This is a genomic window from Cysteiniphilum litorale, from assembly GCF_003428165.1.
GTDB classification, from domain to species: Bacteria; Pseudomonadota; Gammaproteobacteria; order Francisellales; family Francisellaceae; genus Caedibacter; species Caedibacter litoralis.
On sequence record NZ_QLIQ01000032.1, the window covers coordinates 1 to 21,504 of the forward strand.

Below are 21,504 nucleotides of genomic sequence, written 5' to 3' on the forward strand. Positions count from 1 at the left end.
CAACAAAAACAAAATTATTCACTGTGTTTAAATCAAGTCCCGCCAAGTAGTTTTTGAGTAAATTAAAAACCTTCTGAGGACTACCGATGATGCCATCAATAATCGGTAACTCCTTCTTAATCTTATTACCTTCCTCATCAACCACGTAAATAACAAATAGCTTAACCTCTCGCCACTGACCCTTAAATCGATTACGCTTCTTAGCCGTCTTTGGACCTCGCTTTTTACTTCGTATTCTAATGCGACCGCCATCTATCGATACAACAATCGTGTTGGTGTTGTTAAATCCAGATAAATACTTTTCAGCCGATTGACTTAGGCGTGCTAATTTACTGATATGTTTGCTGATCTTAACAATTGATGCCACTGATAAATGGATGTTGATTTTAGCCAGATGCTTTTTGACTTCATCATATGAGCTCAATGCGGTCGAAAGCATCGCGATATAGGTGCTTAAACCATTGGATATAGCATGGTGAATACCCAGTAATTGCAAGCCTGGCTTACAGCCCGTACCTTTGCCTTTATTTGTTCCTTTGAAAAGATAGTAAGGCATATAAATATCAAAACGGTTACCATTGCGATACATCACATTAGTCGCTCTATAGTCTTTGAAAATGTAGCGCTTGCCCGTAGCATCTAACTGTGCTTTTTCATCTTTTTTGAATGAGTCACTGAGCACTTTCTCTTGATGACTTAGTGCTGCGTATAAGTCGGAGAGTTTGCTTGATAGATCTTGTGCATGCTCAATACGATCTTTATCAAGCTTATTTTCCGTAACGGTGTTAAGCTTAGATAGCTCTACTATCGTATTTGATATCTCATTTTGAATCGTTTCTAGGTTTTGCTCAGCTAAATTCATCCGTAACTTGCTTATGTTTTAAAGGCAGTAGGGTATTTGTACATAAGTATCGCATTCAGTTCAAGTTAAACTACAGCTGATTTACCCACAAATCGCGAATGCGCCCTGACTAGCAGAAAATTCATTCTTTTTGACGTCTAACCAATAGGCAGCAATATGCTCAAGCGTCTTATCATTTTCTGCTTTCTGTTTGTCTTTATAAGTTTTTGGGTCAACTCCATTTGCAATTAAAGCTCTATATTCCTGTGCTAGCCCTCGTGCTTGCTTTAATGAAACATTGGGATATAAACCAAAGCCAAGCCAATTCGCCTTACCATTTAGTGTATAGCGAAACTCCCATGCTTTACTATTATTTGCTTTAATTGATATATATAACCCATTACCATCATTAACACGATATAGCTTATCCATTGCCTTCAAAGCCTTTATTTTAGTATCTGTCAGCTTCATAGTGTATATTCCAAAGTGTATAGTGAAATGAAGTTTAGCACAAAAATGCCTTATTGCCTTTTCCACTATACACTTTACTATACATTTAAATGCAAGTCCTTATGAAATGCTATAAAACGTTATGAATACTTAAAGCCTTATAAAACAAAGGCTTAAAGATGATAATGAGATGATTTGAGGCGTTATAATATGATTATGTGGTGCGGACGGGGAGACTCGAACTCCCACGGTTTCCCGCTGGAACCTAAATCCAGTGCGTCTACCAATTTCGCCACGTCCGCAAAGACTGGGGTGAACGATGGGACTTGAACCCACGACAACCGGAATCACAATCCGGGGCTCTACCAACTGAGCTACGCCCACCATAAACTCTTTTAATGGTACGCCCGGCAGGATTCGAACCTGCTACCCTCGGCTTAGAAGGCCGATGCTCTATCCAGATGAGCTACGGGCGCATTTTCTCTTCCGCCATTGACGGTAAAAAATGGTCGGAGCAGAGGGATTCGAACCCCCGACCCTCTGGTCCCAAACCAGATGCGCTACCAAACTGCGCTATGCTCCGAATATTCTATAATGGTGGCCAGAGGCAGAATCGAACTGCCGACACGAGGATTTTCAGTCCTCTGCTCTACCGACTGAGCTATCTGGCCAATGCCGCATATTAAAGCGGATTTACCCAGCTCGGTCAAGCACTTTTTTGAATAATTTATTGCATCCGCCAAAAAGGCTACAAACTAGACAAATAAAGGCTTTAGTTGTTTGCATTAAATACAATTTCATGCCCAATCTTGCTGTTTTTTGCGCTACAATGCCTCCACTCATTTTTAATGACTAAGGAGAAAAACCCACTATGTTATCAATTATCGTTGCATATGATCAAAAACAAGGCATTGGCATTAAAAACAGCTTACCTTGGAAACTATCTGATGATTTGAAAAATTTTAAAAAGTTAACTGAAAACAATTATATCGTCATGGGTCGCAAGACCTTTGACTCGATTGGACGCGCACTGCCTAATCGTAAGAATATCATCCTTACGCGCCAAAAAGATTACACACAAGACAAATGCGCCATCGTTCATGATGTTGAGCATATCCTTAATCTAGCCAAAGACAAGCCTCATTATGAGATCTTTATCATCGGTGGTGCTGAGATCTATAATGCTTTTCTACCCTTTATCGATCGTTTATACATTACCAAAGTAAATGCATTAAAAGAAGCTGATGCTTTTTTCCCACAGTGGCAAGAAAAAGAATTTAAGCGCATTGGACAACGCAGTTATCATAAAGATCAAAACAATGAATGTGATTTTGATTTTGAGGTATGGGAAAGGCGTCAAGACTAAACACCCCAATCATAGCCAAGAAACTATTCTATACGCCCATCCGTAAGCCGATAGACCTTATCCATTTCGCTAGCAAAGCGCTCATCGTGTGTTACAACAACAAATGCAGTTTTAAATTCACTACTTAATTGATGCATTAATTGCAATACTTTCTCAGAATTCTCCGCATCAAGATTACCAGTTGGCTCATCAGCTAAAATACAACTAGGCTTAGTCACTAAAGCACGCGCGATAGCAACACGTTGGCGCTCACCACCTGATAATGTACCAGGCTTGTGTTTAATGCGATGCGCGAGTCCCACCGCTTCAAGCATGTGCACAGCATCTCTGTGCGCTTTTGCTTTAGAGATATCTTTACGCATCATCAATGGCAGCATGACATTATCTAGCGCACTAAACTCAGGCAATAAGTGATGAAACTGATAAATAAAACCTAAATGCCTGTTCCTTAATAAAGCACGTTTATTGGCTGACAATGCATCCATGCGCTTTCCCGCAAGATAAACTTGACCCTTGGTTGGCGAATCAAGGCCCGCGAGCATATTCAAAAGCGTGGTTTTGCCAGAGCCAGATTGCCCTAAAATTGCGACCTTTTGTCCATATTCAACATGCAAATCAATATCATGCAAAACCCCTGTTTCAAGCTTACCTTCTTTATAAACTTTATCAACACCCTCACAAAAGATAGCATATTGATTCAATTGAATATCACTCATAACGCAATGCCTCCGCTGGTTGAACTCTTGAAGCACTCCACGCTGGATAAAGTGTCGCCAAGAAACTTAAAATAAGTGATGCAATGGCTACATGCACTAAGTCGCTCATTACTAATTTTGATGGAATAAAATCAATTTGATACACACTTGGACTTAAGAATTGCACATGAAATACAACCTGAATCCAATTAACAATCTCCGTTGCATTAACCGATAATACGATACCTAAGAGAATACCAATAATCGTACCAATTACGCCAATGGCTAATCCTTGAATAATAAAGGTCATAATAATTTGCCGCGACGACATCCCTAAGGTACGCATAATCGCAATATCTGAACATTTATCGGTCACAACCATCACTAGCGACGATAATAAATTAAAAATTGCCACAGCAATAATCAGCATCAAGATAAAAAACATCATCGTTTTTTCCATCTGCAATGCTTGAAAGAAGCTCTTGTTCTCATCCGTCCAGTCGCGTGCCATATAGAAATCTGGCAATATCTGCGTATTTAACGTCTCCTTTAAGAAAGGTGCTTGATAAATATCTTTGACCCCAAGCTGCAAAGCGCTAACTGAGTTGCCCATTTGAAACAATTTAGCAGCATCATTGATATTAACCAATGCATAATAACTATCATATTGATAACTGACACTAAAAATGCCTGAGACTTTAAACTGCTTTAAGCGCGGAATCATGCCGGCTGGTGTTAGATTTGCTTGTGGCACAATAAGGGTGATTTTATCTCCAACTTTGACGCCTAATGAATCTGCTAAATACTTACCCAGAATGATATTAAACTTACCCGATTGCAATGATGACAAACTCCCTTGTTGCATATGCTCAGCAATTGGTACTACTGATCCTTCATATTTTGGATCAATTCCTTGAATCGCAGCAAAAGCATTGGTGGCATTAGCAGATAACATGCCTTGCCCTTCAATAATTGGAGCCGCACCTGAAATACGCTTATCTTTTTGCTTAAGCGTTTGCGCTAGATTCTCCCAGTTATATAGCTTACCACCGGCTTGATAGACCTTAACTGGTGGCACCATCATCAAAATACGATCTTTGATTTGTTCATCAAAGCCATTCATCACTGACATCACTGTGATCAATACAGCAACACCAAGAGCAATCCCAATAAATGAAATCGCTGAAATAATCGAAATAAATTGATTTTTCTTTTTTGCGCGCAAATAACGCAAACCAATAAACAAGGGTAACGGTCGATACATCTAGTTATCCGTCAAATTAAACGCATCGGCATCATAACATAGTTGTGCTTGATGACATACAGCAATGCGATGAATAAGCCGATGCCATATAATGGCAACCTTGGTGAAGAAGTGCTCGTCAACTCTCAATATTAAACTTAATTTGAACTTATTTGCATTTAACACTTGATTTTAAACTTTTTTAGAACATAATAAACAGTAGATCAACGGCAATGAGATGGGTTCATGTTAAATAACAAAGAGCAGCAAGTTTTAAACATTATCCAGAGTTTTCAAGCTAAAAATGGCTACTCACCTACCTTTAGTGATATTGCAGATGCTTTAAATCTCAAATCAAAAGCCACAGTTTCTTACTATATTAAAGCGCTCAAAGAAAAGGGTTATATTCACATCCCCAAAGGTAAGCGCAAGCATATTGAAATCATTGATCAAGCAGATAATGAACAGCACAATCTTCTTCATTTACCATTGGTTGGTACGATTGCCGCAGGTTTACCGTTAGAAGCTTATGAGGTGATAGAAACCATTGATTTATCTGAGCTTTTGAATATGCCTGATCGCTATTTATTAAAAATATCGGGCAACTCAATGCAAGATAGTGGAATTCTAGATGGTGATCTGGTGCTCATTCAAAAACAGCATATTGCCCGCAATGGTCAAATTGTCGTGGCATTAATCGATGAAAAGGAAGCAACATTAAAAGAATTTAAAATGCAGGATAATAAAACTGTAACACTTATCCCCCACAATGAAGACCTCCCCCCGATGATCTATCCTGCGCATCGCGTGAGCATTCAAGGTGTTTACTTGGGAATGCGCTTGGATAGGTCATTTTTGCTATAGAAAAAGAGAAGGAGAAAATCATGCTGAAATTTAACGGTCAAATCAGTTATACTTTGCAGCTGAGTAAATATGAACAAAAACATTATGAACAACGCCGCCAAGCGCTAAAACAGCGTCTTTATCAAAGCGTATAATGCATAATCTCAGTAAATAAAAACGAAACCAAACCAGGAGGGTTTATGAAACAATCATCTTCATTTGAAAATAATTTACGCCATACAGAGCTTAAGCTTGAGGCGGAAGAAATGCTAAGTGCCGGCGTGCCTTTATCGGTGATTGCCAAAACACTAAAACTAAAAATCAGCGACATTTTAGACTTGCAATAAACTCAGATTACATATGAGCTTAACTGCATTGACGACGATAAAAGAGCCTCTGAGGCTAAGTGACTTTTTAACACAAGTTAAACAAACTATCGATGAGCGCTTTAATGGCAATCACGGTTATTGGGTGCGTGGTGAGATCTCGCAATGGCAAAAAAATGCAGGGCATTTTTATGGTGAACTCGTTGAATTTGACGATAACACCCAACAAATAATTGCCAAAGTACGCATCAATATGTGGGCAAGCATGGCGATTAAGATTAATGCTAAATTCCAACGCAGCACAGGGGAGTCGTTAAAGTCCGGACTAAAAGTATTGCTTTTAATCGAGCCGAGCTTTCATCAAACCTTTGGCTTAAGTCTGAATATTCTTGATATTGATCCAAGTTTCACCTTAGGCGATCGTCAAGCGCGTAAGCAAGCTATTTTGACTCGATTGGAGCAAGAGGGTTTGCACCATAAAAACCTTAATCTTAAGACACCTAATGATTTCACACGCGTTGCCGTCATATCAAGCAAACACGCCGCAGGGCTTCAGGATTTTTTCACTGAAGCAGAACTCTTACAAAAACATCATTTATGCCAATTTGATGTCTATCATGCCAGCATGCAAGGCAAAACCTGTGCAACTGAGATTACCACACAATTGCGTGCGATTTACAAAATGATTAAAGCGCATCAAAAAAACTATGATTGCATTGTCATTATACGTGGCGGAGGTGCTGAGTCTGATCTTGACGGCTTTAATTACTTTGAGCCCGCCAATGCAATTTGCCATATGCCGATTACTGTTTTTACAGGCATTGGGCATAAGCGCGATCAAACGATACTGGATCAGCTTGCCAATAAAAGTTTTGATACCCCATCTAAGGTCATTCAATTTATTAAAGAAAATATCATTAGCAAAGCGCAAAATGCACAAAAGCATTTTGACTTTACCATTAGCCAAGCACGTCATTTAGTGCAACACCATCATAAAGACATTGAATCTAAACACACGTCAGCACAACAGCTTATAAGAACAACGCTGAATTATCATAAAACGATTTATGCGCACTATTTCCAATTAATTATAAGCTTTTCAAAAGAAGCCTTAAGTTATCAAAAACAACTGCATGAACGCCACTACCATGAATTAATGCAATTAACACATCGCTATACACGTATTGCACAGAGCAATATCGAATATATTGCAACACATCTACACACGTTAGCAAAGACAATGCTACAACAGCACGCATTTCAAATTACCCACTGGCATGCAAGCACATTGACGCAAGCCAAATCCATCCTAGTATACGCCAACAACACGATTCAAGGGCAATATAAGTTAATCTTAAGCGCTTCAATTGAACCAACGCTTAAGCGTGGCTTTAGCCTAACGAGTTATGACGGGAAATATATTACCTCTGCCCAAAGTGCCAAAAGCTGTGATAAACTCACCATTCATTACCATGATGGTCGAATAGCTGCAGAGATTAAAAATGACAAATAAAACCAAAACTTATGCCGAGAACTATGCCATTTTAGAAGAGATTAACTACCAGCTTCAGCAAGGACAAAATAACCCCAACATGATCGATGAGCTCGCCCCCATGTTGGAAAAAGCATCCAAAAGCTACCTTGTTTGCAAAGAGCGTATTGCCGCTGCCGAGAAGTTTATCGCTGAATTTGAGAATAAAAATAATCTCTAAAGCACCACTTCAGCACTTCATTTCCAGCAGCATCGTGCTACCATGCCATTTATTAGTATATACCTTTAAATGAGTCTTTTTGTGTTTCTACGACAGCTAAACTGTTTATTATTCTTGTTAGTGTTTAGCCTATTTGGTTTTGCTAATGCTAATAATTTCTTAGCGAGTAGTAATTTCAGCAATATTGATCTCTTTAACTCACCTGAACAATCTTTTAACAAGCTAAGCGTGATAGAGACTAAAAACAAAGGTGAAATCACCTTATGCTGGCGTATTCCCAAGGGGCAATATCTTTATAAAAATAAAATTAGCATACAGCTACAACATGCTGATCAAGCAAAGCTTGGTGAGATTTACTTTCCTCCCGCAACCACACATCCTGTATTTAAAAATGAGCCAGTGTATACCAATCAAGTATTACTACGTATCCCGCTGTCAGGTGAAATAACACCTAACAGTAAGCTTGAGGTTAAATATCAAAGTTGTGACACTAATTTATGCCATTTGCCCCAAGTCAAAGAAATCATAATTGATCAAAACGTATTACCCTATGAGCAAAATGACTTTAACTGGTTAGGTATTTTAGCACTTCTTGGCGTTGGCTTATTACTTGCCTTCACACCTTGCGTTTTACCGATGCTGCCAATTATCAGCGCCATTGTTGTCGGTAAAAATCACAGTAAATTTTACAGCTTTCTGTTAGCGCTTTCCTATGTGCTTGGAATGTCCGTAATGTATGCTATTTTGGGCATCATTATTAGCAGCATTGGGCTATCTTTCCAGATTTTCTTTCAGCAAAGCTGGGTCATCATTCTACTTGCCGCATTATTTGCTATATTAGCGCTATCCATGTTTGGTGCTTTTCAAATTCAACTGCCTCAAGCGCTTAGTGCGCGCCTTGGGCAATCACAACACAATATTAAAACCGGCGGCATATTCGCAAGCTTTCTCATGGGAGCAATTGCAAGCTTAGTGTTATCACCGTGCACATCAGCACCTTTAATTGGGGTATTAACGACCATTGTGCAAACGGGCGATATTCTTTACGGAGGTGCCGCACTTTTTGCATTGGGCTTTGGTATGGGTGTGCCACTGATGCTTATCGCGCTTGGGCTTAAGCGCTTTGTACCAAAATCGGGCGCATGGATGCAGGAAATCAAAGTCATCTTTGGCTTTGCCATGTTGGCAATGGCAATTTTCCTTCTAAGCCGCATTACGCTATTAGAAACTATTGTTTTTAGTCTATATGCTCTATTGATTAGCGCTTATTTGCTCTATCTTGTTTACGCATCTGTTATATCCGCATCTATTCAACAAAAAACCAAACATTTTATTGCCGCTATTATCCTGTTTTTGGCGCTATTAACCATAGTTGCTAATCACACTCTGCATACCACAAACAAACCAAGTATAGCCTCTACACAAAATGACTTTACTACGGTCTTTAATAGCCAAGAACTCAAACAACAAGTCACTTTAGCATTAAAAACGCATCAATATGTTTTAATTGATTACTTCGCACACTGGTGTGAAAACTGCTTAAAGCTTAAAGCTATTTTGCTGTCGCCAATCATGCAAGACTACTTTAAGAAAAACAACATCAAGGTTATTAAGGTGGATGTTTCAGACTATAACGCCAATAGCACAGCGCTACTTAAAACGGCTAACGTATTAGGTTTACCAACACTTATTTTACGCAATCAACAAAATAATGAGATCAAGCGCATCGCAGGCGTGGTTGATGTTAACACATTGAAGCAGCAATTTAATACAGTGCTCTCAAAAGAACATGCATCTATAAATTAATTCGTCCATTAGCATATTGATGTATTAGCGCTTTAAAAACACTTTGATATTTTAGTCCTTGAGCTTTAGCACGAGCTTTTGCTTTTTCCAGTTCACTTTCTTTAATAGCCAAACTGATCTGCCGAGTTTTACTTCCTTGCTCAACCTCGTATTTAAAAGCAACTAGTTCATCATCTGCGATGTTTTTAAACTTTCCCTCTTCAATGTCACTAAGCATTTGTTGCTCGAGTTTTTGGATATCATGTTTCATAGCTCACCTACACTATATTTTTTATTCAACTTTCGATCTGCATTATTTTATCTTACAAATACTTTCACTTCGACCACTTGAGGGGAGTTAATATAGAAAAATCGCGTCACGACATTCGCCACATATCGCACATAAGCATAATAATGTGGATAAGCTGCCTCAATCACAAGTACATTGCTTACATGATCATAATTAACGGCTTTAATCACCGACTTAAAAAACTGATATCTCTCTGCATTTTCCTCACCATAAAGGAATTTTAACGCCAGTAAAAACCCATCATTATTACGAATATCCAGATCGGAAAAAGCTCTAAAAACCTGCACCACACGATCAATATGACGAAAGCTATTTAGTCTTAGCTCGGACTTTAAAGCAATCAACTCAAAGTGCGCGCTTTGGGTAGTAAAGCTATTAGTACTCACCTTGATCAAACTGCCGTGTTCGGCTTTTTGAGTCCATTCTACTTTGGCAAAAATCCTTTTCTCAATATCTAGCGCCTCATTGATATCTTTAGGAGAGTAGCTAAGTTTACCGACATGCTTATGAAAGACATATTCACTGACCGTATGATTGTAATAATCTTTATACGGCTGGTCAGTAGTTCCCGCTGAAAAACTCTCTGAAAGCCTATGGTTGAAAGGTTTATTAGAAAAGAGATTACGAAAATCATTTTCTGGAGACCTTGATTTATCTAGTCTTGAGAGGTTAGTGGGAATTGCTGACGGCTGGTTATTAACCCATACTTGATGAACATAGCAAGCGCGAGCCTCCGGATCCTCAGGGTGAAGCAAAGGGATTTTATCATAACGTTGATCAATTTTTTGTGACGTTGAATAGGCTTCAAAGAGATTAAATAGTGGGATAATATTAGTAATAAACAATCGATCCTTCTGGCTAATAAGCTCAAAAAAGTCCGCTCTATCATATATCCCCACGGGAAACATCAACATCATTTCTTTAACTTTGGCAGTCGTTTCAGTCACTGGAATCTGCGACAGCTCAATACTTAGTTTCAAAGAAAACTCAGGCGACAATAAATCTAAACGCGTTTTGTCATTTAACCCCAGCGTGTATGCATCACTATTATAAACCGTAGCTAACACTTCCTTTTGCGTACCATCATCATAAATTACACGCACCTTAATTTTATTCTCTTTAAGCAACATTTCTTTTAACTGGCACAGTTTAAACTCGGCTTGTTTCCACAACAAAGGATTGATCCATAAATCAAAGACATTGTGATTAAGCTCTGTTGGTGCGTCAGTCTGTAATGAAACTTGCGTCGAGGTCGTTGTTAAATCGACATGATTAACCTTAAAGCACGTCAAATTAACTTCGCTTAAATTGCTATAATGAAACTGTTTCTTTGCTTGAATATCATAAACATCAAAACGCTCTTTTGGCTCAAGGCTTAAGCAGGCTTTTTTAATCTTTGACTTAACCGCAATAAGCATATGCTTAGGCAGCTGCATTAACAAATTTTGATTATAGCGCGATAAACGATAGTCTCGCTCACTTCTAAGTTGTGCCACCAAGTTGCTTTGAATATCCTTACCCAATGCCTCAAACAAATGGGTCAACACTTGATAATGGTCATCGGATAAATCATAGTTTTTGCTAACAAAAGCCGTTTTCTCATCGAAAAAATTCATACCCTTCACCCTGTCATTGTTGTCATTTGTGATGGATTAATAAAGCTAATAACTCCGCCAACTGCCGTCGTACACATCGCTTTATTATTCATCGTATTAATGGGAGAGCCTTGTACCATCGTCATAATATTCGTTGGGATAAACTGTCCTGCTGGAATGCACGGCGAAATCGGTTTTAATGGATTCCATGCCGGATTCGTCACTGCCGTGCAACTTGGCATCGGCAAGATATTTACCATAGGTGCCGCATCGGTGATATTAGCTGCCGGTTTGTTATTAATCAGTACGGTTGCGCGTAACGTGCTATACATCCCAGGACCCAAGCCAAAAGTGCATAACATTTGCGAGCTTGTACAAGTGACCATTGTTGCTTGTGGCGAGCCACTACTGGCACTTAATGCACTTGCTGCTTGACCACTTAATACGGCTGTATTACTCATCGAGTTATTTAAATTTGCTAGAGCGACCTCAAGTTCAGCTTGCTTGGCGACCTGTTTTGCTGTTTGCGCGCTTTGAATGTTACGCTGCTGAACTGCGATCACATTTTGCATCTGTATCGTCTTTGCCTGCATTTCATCTAACGCTTTGGCTGCATTTTTTGACTTTTGCGCATGTGAGCCAATCTCGCCTGCGGCTAGTGCCAAGGCATTATTAATCTCATTAATTTCATCTTCAATATGCGCTAAATTCTCACAACTTTGTAGCTGATTCAACAGCACGGGTGTTTCAGGAATTAGGTCGTTGACACTAGGAATACCAGATGTTGACATATTCGGTGACGCACCACTTAACAAGGCTTGCATGTTAGGTAGCGATTGGCTCCCCATTGCATTGATAAAGTTCTGTTGATCCAATGCCATAAACTGATGCTGATAATTAAGCACTGGTGCCAATACATCATTAAGGTTAGCCACAGTCGCCATAGAGACACCGCTAGGTAATGGTACCTCCTTATTTAGCAACATTGACAAGCAATTTTGTAAGTCTTGTAAAGGGGATAATAGATCAACTGACAACGGAGGTAAGTTTGGCACTCCCATCAAGGGAGGCATCGAAAAGCTCATCGCATTTGCTAAACTTTGACATAATGCATCAAGTTCCATTTGAATTTGCTTAAGCAAACTTAACACATCAGGCAATGACATTGTATTAAGATCAATCCCTTGCAAAAAACTTGCCAGATCAGGCAATGACGCCAAACTTGGCGCATTAACACTAGGTAAACTGATCTTGACAATAAGCGATTTTAACTGACTAAAAGCATCCAACACTTCATCACACAAACAACTTGCCATTTGCATATTCGCCGTCGGCGTTTTAGGTAGATTTTGTGATAGACTTTTAAGCTTCATAATTTCTGCATTGATACTTGCCTGCAATGCCAATGATTCATTACCCTCTTCAGCCAATATTGCATTTAAACTTGCCGTATAAGGTCCAACAATAGCGCTACTATCAAAGCTTCCACCTTGGGGTAATTGGGGTGGCTTAGGTAAATGATCTAATGCGCTTTGTAGCTCAGTCATTTTTGGCAGCATTTCTTGTGCATTGAAACTCATATCAGGCACACATGGACAAAGTGAGTCATGTAATGCATTAGCGTTTGCGGCAAGTTGTGATTGGGATGCCAAAGCCGTTGGTATTTGTTGCTTAAACTGATCTAACGCCGCTGTTGTGCTTTGTAAATGTGTTTGATAATTTGCTAAGAGCTCATCGCTACTGGGATTTTCTTGCCATGCCAACGCACTTTTTTTTAATCCCGAGAATTCTGTCATAACCGTAGCATTCGCATTAGTTAATTCTGATAATGATGATGCGCTTACCTGTGATTGAGCAATGAGTAAACTTGGCGTCACTTTAGCAACACTCGTCAAATAATCACTTTGCAAGCGTGTCACTTGCTGCGACGGCATACTTGCAAATATTTGCTCGAAACGCGCCTGCTTAGCAATTTGTAGATCACTGCCAATAAGATGCGATGTACCATGATCATTTAACACCATCACCACACCCTCACCGGCAACGACCTCCATCTTGCGATTTTCTGTTGACTGACTTTGCTTGACTGCTGTTGATTGTGCATCGCCTAACATCCGCGCCTTTTTACTGACATTTTCAGCCACTAGTGGTAAACCAGCAGGCACCACAAACATCGACCAACTTTGCACTTGCCCATTAAGCTTACTCAATGCTTGTTGCTTTTGTGGATCTTGCGTACTACTTGCCAGCTCTTGTACATGTGCTGATGCCGTATTTGGATCTCCTAGCTGCACATTTTGTGCTTTGGTAACTTCTTCATGGTAACTGACAATTGATTTAACCATTTCAGCATCATGCTCGGGCAGTTTTATTTGCCCTGTTTGCTGCAAAAAATCTGTATTTTTCATCATTAATTGATCACTCATGGGTAAAACAGCTGTATTTGCAGTCTTAGCATCGAAAGCAGCATTGGGATACCCCATAAAATCAGCTAAGGTTTGCTTTTTTGCAATCTCACTCACTGCATCTTTGCCTGTATTGCCTTTATTCCCATTACTCAAATCACTTAACTCTTTTGATAGATTCTCTTGATAGTGAGCATACGCCTGTGTCTGACTGTTGATATCTTCAACACTACTTTCTGAATTTAAGCCAAGAATATTTTTATGGATCTGTACTAGGCTGGTCTTTGGATTGCTATCGTTTGCTACATTAGTAGCGCCTATTGCGGGTGCTTGTGCTTGGCTTTTCTTTAGCTGATCACCCAAGGCATTGATATATTCACTACTAGGTGTCATGGTTTGCGGATCAACATTAACTCGCTGTGATTGCCGTGTTAATAGAGCTTTCTTTTCACTTTGCTGAAAATTACTTACTTGCGGGCTTAAATTCTCGGATATTTTAGCAACTTTTGACATATCACCAGCGGATCTTGCATCGGTTAATGCATCATTTGCCGCTTTTAAACTTTGTATATTTGGAGCATCTGGTGCTTGACTTGATCTCGAGGTCAAATCCGCAATTAATTTCTGTGTTTGATCGAGATTAACATTCTCAAGACCACTGGCTTTATAATCAGGGCTAGCATACTGCTTCAATGCATTTAAGTTACGCTGCAAAACACTACTTTTTTGTGTTAAACCTTGTGTTTCACTTTCATTGTAGAGCGATAAGTTTTCGATAAATTTTTGGAAATATGCCAATTCATTTGCCATAGCCAATCCTTAACCCACCGAGGTGGTTAAACCTTTTACCGTTGTACTTGTCGTACCTTTAATATCCACTGTCATACCTTGTACAGAAGCCGCTTGAGTGGCCTTAACAGCAACACTACCACCTTGTAAACTCGCACTACTTGTTGATTTTAAACTAAGTGAACTGGACCCCGTAATACTGACTTTATCCGCATTAAGCGTAATTTCACCATCTTTGACTTCAATCACACTACTACCCACTGCAAGCTTAATATCCTTGTCTTTAAGTGAAATGCTCGTACTACTTTTTTGAATCAACACCTCATCCGTGGTCACTTTGACCGTGATATCTCCAACGACAAATGCAATTGTCTTTTCTGCTTTTAAGCTATATTCATTGCCAATTTGCAATACTGCGTCACCCGCACTTTTATATTGGATATTGCAGACTTCTTTTTCTTCTTTACCTTTGACAGCAACCGAAATCCCGTCGCTGTTCATTGCGATTGCGTGCTTTGCCATTATGAGTCCTTTTTAACGCTAAATTGATTAATGGTGAAGCTCACACTTTCACCCTGCGGTTTCTCAATATAATACTTCCAACCAGATACCGGTTGATGCTTTAAAATAAAATAAATAGCAACAGGCGTATCACTCACATCTAAAGAGATCTTTTGCGCCCCTTGATCTGGCATAAATACATAGCGGGTAACGCCTTGATCTAGCGCGCTCTGGCTAATGGTTGCGTAATCTGCGGTAACAAAGTTCTTTTGGTCTGCCGGTTGACTAATCAACATTGTGATTGGCTGTTTATCATTGGCATCTTTTGACATGTCGACTTTAACTGTCATTGTTGTCGAATGATACCAAGGGATTAACGAGCAGCCACTTAACATTAAAAACACTGCCACTATTGTTATATATTTCATCATTTTTGCCATTGTTTTGCTCCTGCCCTAACTCTTTTTTATTTCCAACCAAACCTCATTCCAAAAAACACCCCGTCAGCCTGCGGCTGCCACCCCTCTTAAAAAGAGGGGAATAATAAGAGGGCATTGCAGTATTCCCCTCTTTTTAAGAGGGGTGCCGAGCTTGCGAGGCGGGGTGTTTATAAATCATAATCTACGCTTGAAAATTATCCGCATTATTGTCTTGTTGATACTTAACCAGTTTTAAAATATCTGACTTTAACTGAAAGCTCACAACAAATGGCGCTACTTTGCTATTGTCACTACTGATCTTCCAACTACATAACCAGTCACTATTGCAATGAGCATCCGCCAACATCTTAAAGACTGCCCACTCACCTTGATAGGTTTTTTGATAAGTTACATTGCTGTTACTTAACCAACCAATGGATACGGTTGGTTGCAACTGCCAATCATAAACAACTGGATGGTTGCTTTGGTCATAGGTATCTAATCCCAATACACGATCCTTGCTACCAATTTGCATAAATGACAGCACCATTTTGCTAATGCCATCTAGGGAAACCTGTTTAAAAGGTGTTGCTGCGACAAACATATCCACCGCTCGCGGCTTGCCATCTGTTGTCCATAAATCACTTTGCAAACGATAGAAATAATTAAATGAATCGACATAGCTCACAAGCGTCTCTTGCTGCTCTTGAGTTAAATTATTATCAACTTGCCAAATGCCACTAATCGCATCTAAATGAATAAAGCCTTTAAGTAGCGAATACATCTCATTGTAAACAACACCTTTAGGTCCAAACATGTCATTTAACGCATCTGAGCTAATAATACTACTGGAGTTCAAATCCAATGGAAACTTGCTTTTCACCAGTGCAATTTTTGGCACGATATCAAGATCCCATTGCTGTTTCAAATCAGTAATAAGATACTGTGCAACACTCAAACGAATGATACTCTCTGGTACTTTAAGCAATTGATATGCCTCATTATTTGGCACACCTAAGGCATCGATCAAACCATTGAGCTTAGCTAATAATGAATCTTCTTTGGTTGAATTGATCTCCTCATATAAACGGGTGTAATTTTCACGATTACGTTGATAGAGATTGTTGCTCACAGATGATAAAACTTGTTTATAGTCTTGGTATTTTTCAGAAGCGACAAATTCATTTAATCGCGCGAAATTATTCGGAATAATTTGCAGCTCCGCGGGCAGAGTTTCCCCTTTACCAAAGCTTGTATTGGTCTTGATATAATCAAGCATATTGCTAAATGGCGTATTATCTGAAGTGATATCAATCAAAAACATCTGCAAGTTATCAATCGACACCTTGGTTGGCAAAGAGTTTTCCAATACTTGATTCAACATCTGCACATATTGACTGGCATAATGCGTTAATGCCCCCTTTTCCAAACGATCAAATGCGCCATAGTTGATATTGTATTGCTGCAGTAATTTCACCAAACTCTCATAGCGCTTTAATAGTGGCAATACGGCATTCATTAAAGTGTTTTTTGAATAAACTAACGACACGGCGGTTACATTACGCGAGAAGACTGTTTTGAAAGTGTATTGATAGTAATCACTATCATCGAGCAAATTAATCGTATTTTGATTGCGATTAAGCACGCTCACCAAAATAGAGTTAAGCTCGGCACTCAATAAAATGCGCTTCCACACCTGCTCTTTTGATTGATCGACTGAACGCTTACTAAAGAAGTCATTGATTTTATCGTTATAGTGAAACATTTGCTCAACAATATCTGAGAAGCTTGTGATATTGTTTTGCGTGGCTGGAATAAGGTTTTGCAGATCAATCAATGCCGTGCTACCACTACAATAAGATTGATCCTGCGGTAAAGCGCTACCTAACTTAGCCAAGAACTTGCTAACACCTGAATTATTATTAAGTATATCGTTAGTTAGCATATCGGGCACAACTTGCTGTAACAAACATACCTCTTGATGGGTAATGACATTGCGACTGATATACTCTTTTAGCTGATCATTCGTCGCATGAAAGTAATCACTATCAAAAAAAGTGCTCAACATCTTACCTGAAGCAATCGAGCTTGCTGAATTGATGATTTTAGCGTCATCAGATTCTGCGTTGTATAGATTGCTTGGAATATGTGAAACCAGTTTGCTATTGTTACTACCATAACGATAAACAATGCCTAATTGCTCAGAAGACAAGCCAGTAATTAAAGAGATCAATGAAATATTATCCTTTAATACATCGGCAACCTTACTTGAGTTAGTACTGGCAATAAGTGATAAATAAATTGCCTTATGTAGATAGTCTTCTGTTTGATATATTTTTGGTAATAGCACGTTTTCATACAAATAATTAGCATATAAGCGGTTTAGTGTTTTATTACCATGCGCATTATATAAAAAAGGCAATAATAATTGACTACGATAATAGCTTACCCATTGCTCATAAGTCTTAGCGGCTGCCTCTGTTTCCATGGTATCTAATGGTGCAAAAGGACGCTTCAATTGAATAAACTCACCAAACTCATATTGTTGATAGGCATTATAGGCAAACACCGTACTAAAGAATGCTGAAACAAATACTACCGCAGGCACCAATACATGCCTTGGTTTTAATGCATTTTTATATGCTTTGGAGCCAAAATCAAAAAACGTACTGTGATAGTTTTTAGCATGTATACCAAAATCAAGGTGGATCGCTTGAGCAGGTACTTGACCATAAGCACCTTGCGTTAATTCCGAGACTAATTGTATCGCTGGCAAAGTCGCACGCTCAATCTGATAAGCTGCCGTTAACGCACGCTGTACTTCAGTCGTATGATTGTTCAAATCACTTAATTTCACTGAGATTCGATGACGAATAACAGCAAATTCATCATCCAAGGTTGTTTTAATCTCCTCAGCAGAGCTTGGCGCTTCAAAGCTTATCTTAGTATCATGTTTCAACAAATCAAAAAGCGCTTCTATTTCCTCATCCATCGCAAAATCAGCAACCGATAAATGTATCTGATAATTTCCATGTGAGAATAAGGGCATTTGTGCCATAAACTTCTGAAACATTGCAAACTGACTCGATATAAAATCATTACTTGTCGCCTTTAGTAATACGACAGGCAGCTGAATCGCACCACGGTGATAAAGCTTATTCAAAAAACCATTAAACAACGGGACATTTAACTGCTTGGTACTTTCTAAGGTAACCACGACAATCATCTTTCCATGTCCAACAATAATCGATTGATTCGCATCAATAATAGTAATCTCAAAGGCATCTAAATCAATCAAACCACCAAGATAAGTCAAGGCATGATTCATATTGCCTTCATAAACACATAAAAAGGATGGCCAAAATGAATGCTTTGCCTGCTTTTGAATATTTAGCTGAGCATCTGCATATGGGTTTTTATTTTTCTTGGCTTTCGGTGCTGCTTTTTTCAAGCGACCAAACATTGACGTTGCCTTGCTTTTTTCAGTCTTTAAGGTTTTGATCAACCAAACAATAAAGACCAAAAAAGCAGCCACGCCCATCGCGCCAAAAAGCATAACGGCATATTTACTGGTTAATAGACTCATTTTGACTCCTTTTCATCACTAAAGCTTAATATAATTCCCTGTTTATCACTAAACGCCAAGGCGTTAATCCCCTCGCCATTTTTTGTTGATTGTTTTAGGTTAAATTGTTGATCATTCGCATCTTGGGTATAACTAAGTGCACATTCTTGTTGCGCACCATAGAGTGTTTGCTGTGCTATTTTTTGTGAGGCTTTATCTTCGATTGTTGCTGTATTTAGCTTAACGGATTTAATTTCCACGGTTTCTGCCGAGCTAAACTGTAATAACACGACATCACCATTTCGTAATAGATTAAATGTATTTGCTGTGACACCAAAGCTTGCTACTGGCACATACAGTGGTGCAGGTTTACTCGGATCTTTATAAAGGGCTTTTGGCAAGTTACATGCATAGCTTAATAAGTTCTCACTTTGCTTGGCATAGACATAATCGGTGAGTTTAGTGCCTTGATCGTCAGCAAACGAGCTTTCAGTTTCAGATTGACCTTTATAAAGCTTATAAGCATATTTGACACTATCATCAACATCTTTACCAATCGTTACCATTGCTTGTGCTTGAAATGTCACAAAAGACTGATATTGAGGTAAGTCATTTGCCTTAGCACTTTGATCTAGCCATTGACTTTGAAGCTGCACAAAATGAGTAATACCAGCAGGCACACCAATCATCGTGATCTTCTCATAGCGATCCTTGTCCGTTTCTGACTCATAGTTTTGCTCGGTTAATTTACGCTTCACAAACTCGATCGTTGACTTATTCTGCACAAACTGAAAGCGTTGAGAGCTCAAGACCACTGCTGTGCTTTGCCCGACAAAGGTGTTTTGCCATTGTGTTTTATTCAAGGCGATCAAATCATAACTTGGTGTTATCGGGAAAAAAGGCATCAGCTCACGTAAACTCACCTGAAACTTTGCCACACAAGCTAAAGCGCTTTGCAAATCGCTTGTTATCTTTTGCTCAGTATTGGTGTAGATCTTGGGGTCTTCAACGAACTGAACGCGATCAAGCGCAAAACCTTTAATCAATGGCTGTTTTTCATTATAAATTTTTGCCAAGGGTTTTCTATCCGTATTCATATCTGCTAGATTCATCATATTCTGTGTTTTTGACCATAGCGGCTGTACTTGGCAGTGTGCATGATCGATTTGAAATAAATCTTTTGAGGTTAATGTACCCTTGCCTTCAGGTTTTTTTTGCCAGTCACTGGTTAGTGCATCATATAAAACATAGCTACTTTTGCCCTTTGTGAGCTTGCTATAGTCATACACCAAATAAACACTGTAATGATCCAAAACCTCAATGAAATAATCATAAAAACTACGTGCGTAAGCGGATATCATCATTTGTTTTTGTTTGACTGCAAGCTTTTTGCATTTGGCTGCATCAATCTGCACCCAACTTTGGAAGAAATTATTGTCATTAAACACATCGATATATGATTTATCAAAATCAATATAAATAGGTTGATGTTGTGACCAGAGTGCCTTTAATGGATCGCTAAATTTCAAGGTGAAAGATGGCAACATCGAGGCAATTTTACTTGTTTGCTTATCGATATTTTGTTCAACCAAAGGATCGGCAAATTGTAAATGATCATCATTTGCCATGGAAGCAATTGCTTGTAATTGCAACTTAGTCTGATACTTGGTGTTTTTCTTATCAGGGTCATCAAAAACATAGGTATTCTCTAATGTAATCACCATTGATAACGGAACATTCTGATACAAAAATGCATAATCTGGATGCACGCCATCATCATATGAGATTTGAAACTTAAGCATACCATCAAAGCCATAGCGCTTAAGTTCAAGATCAAGCTCGATAATATGATAATTAGCCAACATCAAACCTTTAAACTGTGACTTTTCCGTTTGATTTTGATACTTGTTACTGACTAATGTTAATGGCTTTGTTGCTAGATTTTCATCTAATGGATTAAGCTCAATCGTGATAACTTGTTCAACGATAAACGGGTCATATCCAATCACTGGACGAATCTTGGTTTGCAGAAGTGCAAACAATTTGCGTGACTCGTTTTTACTGACAATGCTAAGTGCGAAAAAGCGTGATAGCTTATTCACCACTTGCTTAAATTTAAAAATATCCACGCCATCAAGTTGCAATAGCACTTCTTCAACTAATAAAGTCTCAAGCTCATCCAACATTAAGCGTGCATTCTCAAGCATGTTCGATGTATTTTGAAAATTTGTCTCTAGGATCTCATCCAATAGATTAATAAAAGTCAATTTTTCAAAATACACCTTAAAGGGGCGTATCATATAGCGTGATAGCACACCGGCAGATAATAAATCAAGCACACGAGCATAAGCAATACTTTGTCGAAACCCAGGTTTTTGTTTGGCTTTGATTAAGCCTAGAATCTTTTGATGCAATAGCTTTAATTTATCAATACTCTGATCATTTAACTCATCAATTACGGCAATGGTTAATACATCCAGTAACGCGTGTGAAATATAGGCAAAACGCTCTGAGCTTAAGCTTAGATTCGGCAAAACTTCAGCTAAGATATCTGCCAACTGCACATTAATGTCTTTCGTTTCAGATGTCTTTTGCTCTTGTTCTACTACACTTGTGCTCTCATCATCAAGCATTTTGCTTTCATCTATTATTGCCATAC

17 protein-coding genes and 5 tRNA genes are annotated in these 21,504 nt (G+C 38.9%); 6 read left to right on the forward strand and 16 right to left on the reverse strand.

Annotated features, from left to right (window positions below; translation table 11 throughout):
• From DNJ75_RS11340 to DNJ75_RS11370, 7 genes are all read right to left on the reverse strand, one after another.
• Positions 1-862 (reverse strand): hypothetical protein (locus tag DNJ75_RS11340; protein ID WP_157968317.1); only part of this gene is annotated, 862 nt, incomplete at its 3' end.
• A gap of 81 nt (positions 863-943) precedes the next feature.
• Complete coding sequence (locus tag DNJ75_RS11345) at positions 944-1,312, reverse strand: Arm DNA-binding domain-containing protein (protein WP_117003574.1); 369 nt, start codon at positions 1,310-1,312, stop codon at positions 944-946.
• A gap of 198 nt (positions 1,313-1,510) precedes the next feature.
• A tRNA-Leu gene (locus tag DNJ75_RS11350) sits at positions 1,511-1,593 on the reverse strand.
• A gap of 6 nt (positions 1,594-1,599) precedes the next feature.
• A tRNA-His gene (locus DNJ75_RS11355) sits at positions 1,600-1,675 on the reverse strand.
• 15 nt (positions 1,676-1,690) lie between these two features.
• Positions 1,691-1,767: transfer RNA gene (locus DNJ75_RS11360), tRNA-Arg, on the reverse strand.
• A 30-nt stretch (positions 1,768-1,797) separates the two neighbouring features.
• Positions 1,798-1,874 (reverse strand) — tRNA-Pro (locus DNJ75_RS11365).
• A 12-nt stretch (positions 1,875-1,886) separates the two neighbouring features.
• Positions 1,887-1,962: transfer RNA gene (locus DNJ75_RS11370), tRNA-Phe, on the reverse strand.
• 200 nt (positions 1,963-2,162) lie between these two features.
• Between DNJ75_RS11370 and DNJ75_RS11375 the strand changes: the two genes are divergently transcribed.
• Entirely contained in the window at positions 2,163-2,657 is a 495-nt protein-coding gene (locus DNJ75_RS11375) for a dihydrofolate reductase (RefSeq protein ID WP_117003575.1), read from the forward strand.
• A gap of 23 nt (positions 2,658-2,680) precedes the next feature.
• Here DNJ75_RS11375 and lolD read toward each other — a convergent pair whose 3' ends face one another.
• Both lolD and DNJ75_RS11385 read right to left on the reverse strand, forming a co-directional pair.
• On the reverse strand, positions 2,681-3,358 hold the full coding sequence (gene lolD, locus DNJ75_RS11380) for a lipoprotein-releasing ABC transporter ATP-binding protein LolD (protein WP_117003591.1): 678 nt from the start codon (positions 3,356-3,358) through the stop codon (positions 2,681-2,683).
• Positions 3,359-3,365: 7 nt separating this feature from the next.
• Positions 3,366-4,616 (reverse strand): lipoprotein-releasing ABC transporter permease subunit, encoded by a 1,251-nt coding sequence (locus DNJ75_RS11385; RefSeq protein WP_117003576.1) that lies wholly within the window; start codon positions 4,614-4,616, stop codon positions 3,366-3,368.
• Between the two features lie 225 nt (positions 4,617-4,841).
• Here DNJ75_RS11385 and lexA point away from each other — a divergent pair, with 225 nt between their 5' ends.
• The 5 genes from lexA to dsbD all read left to right on the forward strand — a co-directional run bounded on the left by lexA (position 4,842) and on the right by dsbD (position 9,282).
• On the forward strand, positions 4,842-5,459 hold the full coding sequence (gene lexA / locus DNJ75_RS11390) for a transcriptional repressor LexA (RefSeq protein ID WP_117003577.1): 618 nt from the start codon (positions 4,842-4,844) through the stop codon (positions 5,457-5,459).
• Positions 5,460-5,638: 179 nt separating this feature from the next.
• Entirely contained in the window at positions 5,639-5,785 is a 147-nt protein-coding gene (locus DNJ75_RS15390; protein WP_157968318.1) for a hypothetical protein, read from the forward strand.
• 13 nt (positions 5,786-5,798) lie between these two features.
• A complete protein-coding gene (gene xseA, locus DNJ75_RS11395) occupies positions 5,799-7,277 on the forward strand; it encodes an exodeoxyribonuclease VII large subunit (protein ID WP_117003578.1) in 1,479 nt (492 codons plus the stop codon).
• Positions 7,267-7,476, forward strand: coding sequence for an exodeoxyribonuclease VII small subunit (gene xseB, locus DNJ75_RS11400; RefSeq protein ID WP_117003579.1), 210 nt, complete (start codon positions 7,267-7,269; stop codon positions 7,474-7,476). The genes xseA and xseB overlap by 11 nt, the downstream gene beginning before the upstream one ends.
• 81 nt (positions 7,477-7,557) lie before the next feature.
• Positions 7,558-9,282: a protein-disulfide reductase DsbD gene (dsbD, locus tag DNJ75_RS11405; RefSeq protein ID WP_170137228.1), complete on the forward strand. Its 1,725-nt coding sequence runs from the start codon at positions 7,558-7,560 to the stop codon at positions 9,280-9,282.
• Here dsbD and DNJ75_RS11410 read toward each other — a convergent pair.
• The 7 genes from DNJ75_RS11410 to DNJ75_RS11440 form a co-directional block, all read right to left on the reverse strand.
• On the reverse strand, positions 9,272-9,532 hold the full coding sequence (locus DNJ75_RS11410; protein ID WP_117003581.1) for a hypothetical protein: 261 nt from the start codon (positions 9,530-9,532) through the stop codon (positions 9,272-9,274). The genes dsbD and DNJ75_RS11410 overlap by 11 nt on opposite strands.
• Positions 9,533-9,579: 47 nt before the next feature.
• Positions 9,580-11,187 carry a type VI secretion system baseplate subunit TssF/IglH gene (iglH, locus tag DNJ75_RS11415; RefSeq protein ID WP_117003582.1) on the reverse strand — a complete coding sequence of 536 codons (1,608 nt, stop codon included), beginning with the start codon at positions 11,185-11,187 and terminating at the stop codon, positions 9,580-9,582.
• 5 nt (positions 11,188-11,192) lie between these two features.
• Complete coding sequence (locus DNJ75_RS11420; RefSeq protein WP_117003583.1) at positions 11,193-14,381, reverse strand: DUF4280 domain-containing protein; 3,189 nt, start codon at positions 14,379-14,381, stop codon at positions 11,193-11,195.
• 9 nt (positions 14,382-14,390) lie between these two features.
• Positions 14,391-14,882, reverse strand: a complete 492-nt coding sequence (gene tssI / locus DNJ75_RS11425; protein ID WP_117003584.1) for a type VI secretion system tip protein TssI/VgrG — start codon at positions 14,880-14,882, stop codon at positions 14,391-14,393.
• Positions 14,882-15,301 carry a type VI secretion system lipoprotein IglE gene (iglE, locus tag DNJ75_RS11430; RefSeq protein WP_117003585.1) on the reverse strand — a complete coding sequence of 140 codons (420 nt, stop codon included), beginning with the start codon at positions 15,299-15,301 and terminating at the stop codon, positions 14,882-14,884. The genes tssI and iglE overlap by 1 nt, the downstream gene beginning before the upstream one ends.
• Before the next feature lie 181 nt (positions 15,302-15,482).
• Positions 15,483-18,866, reverse strand: coding sequence for a hypothetical protein (locus tag DNJ75_RS11435; protein ID WP_117003586.1), 3,384 nt, complete (start codon positions 18,864-18,866; stop codon positions 15,483-15,485).
• Positions 18,863-21,502 (reverse strand): hypothetical protein, encoded by a 2,640-nt coding sequence (locus DNJ75_RS11440; RefSeq protein ID WP_117003587.1) that lies wholly within the window; start codon positions 21,500-21,502, stop codon positions 18,863-18,865. Before DNJ75_RS11440 ends, DNJ75_RS11435 begins: the two co-directional genes overlap by 4 nt.
• Positions 21,503-21,504 lie beyond the last annotated feature (2 nt).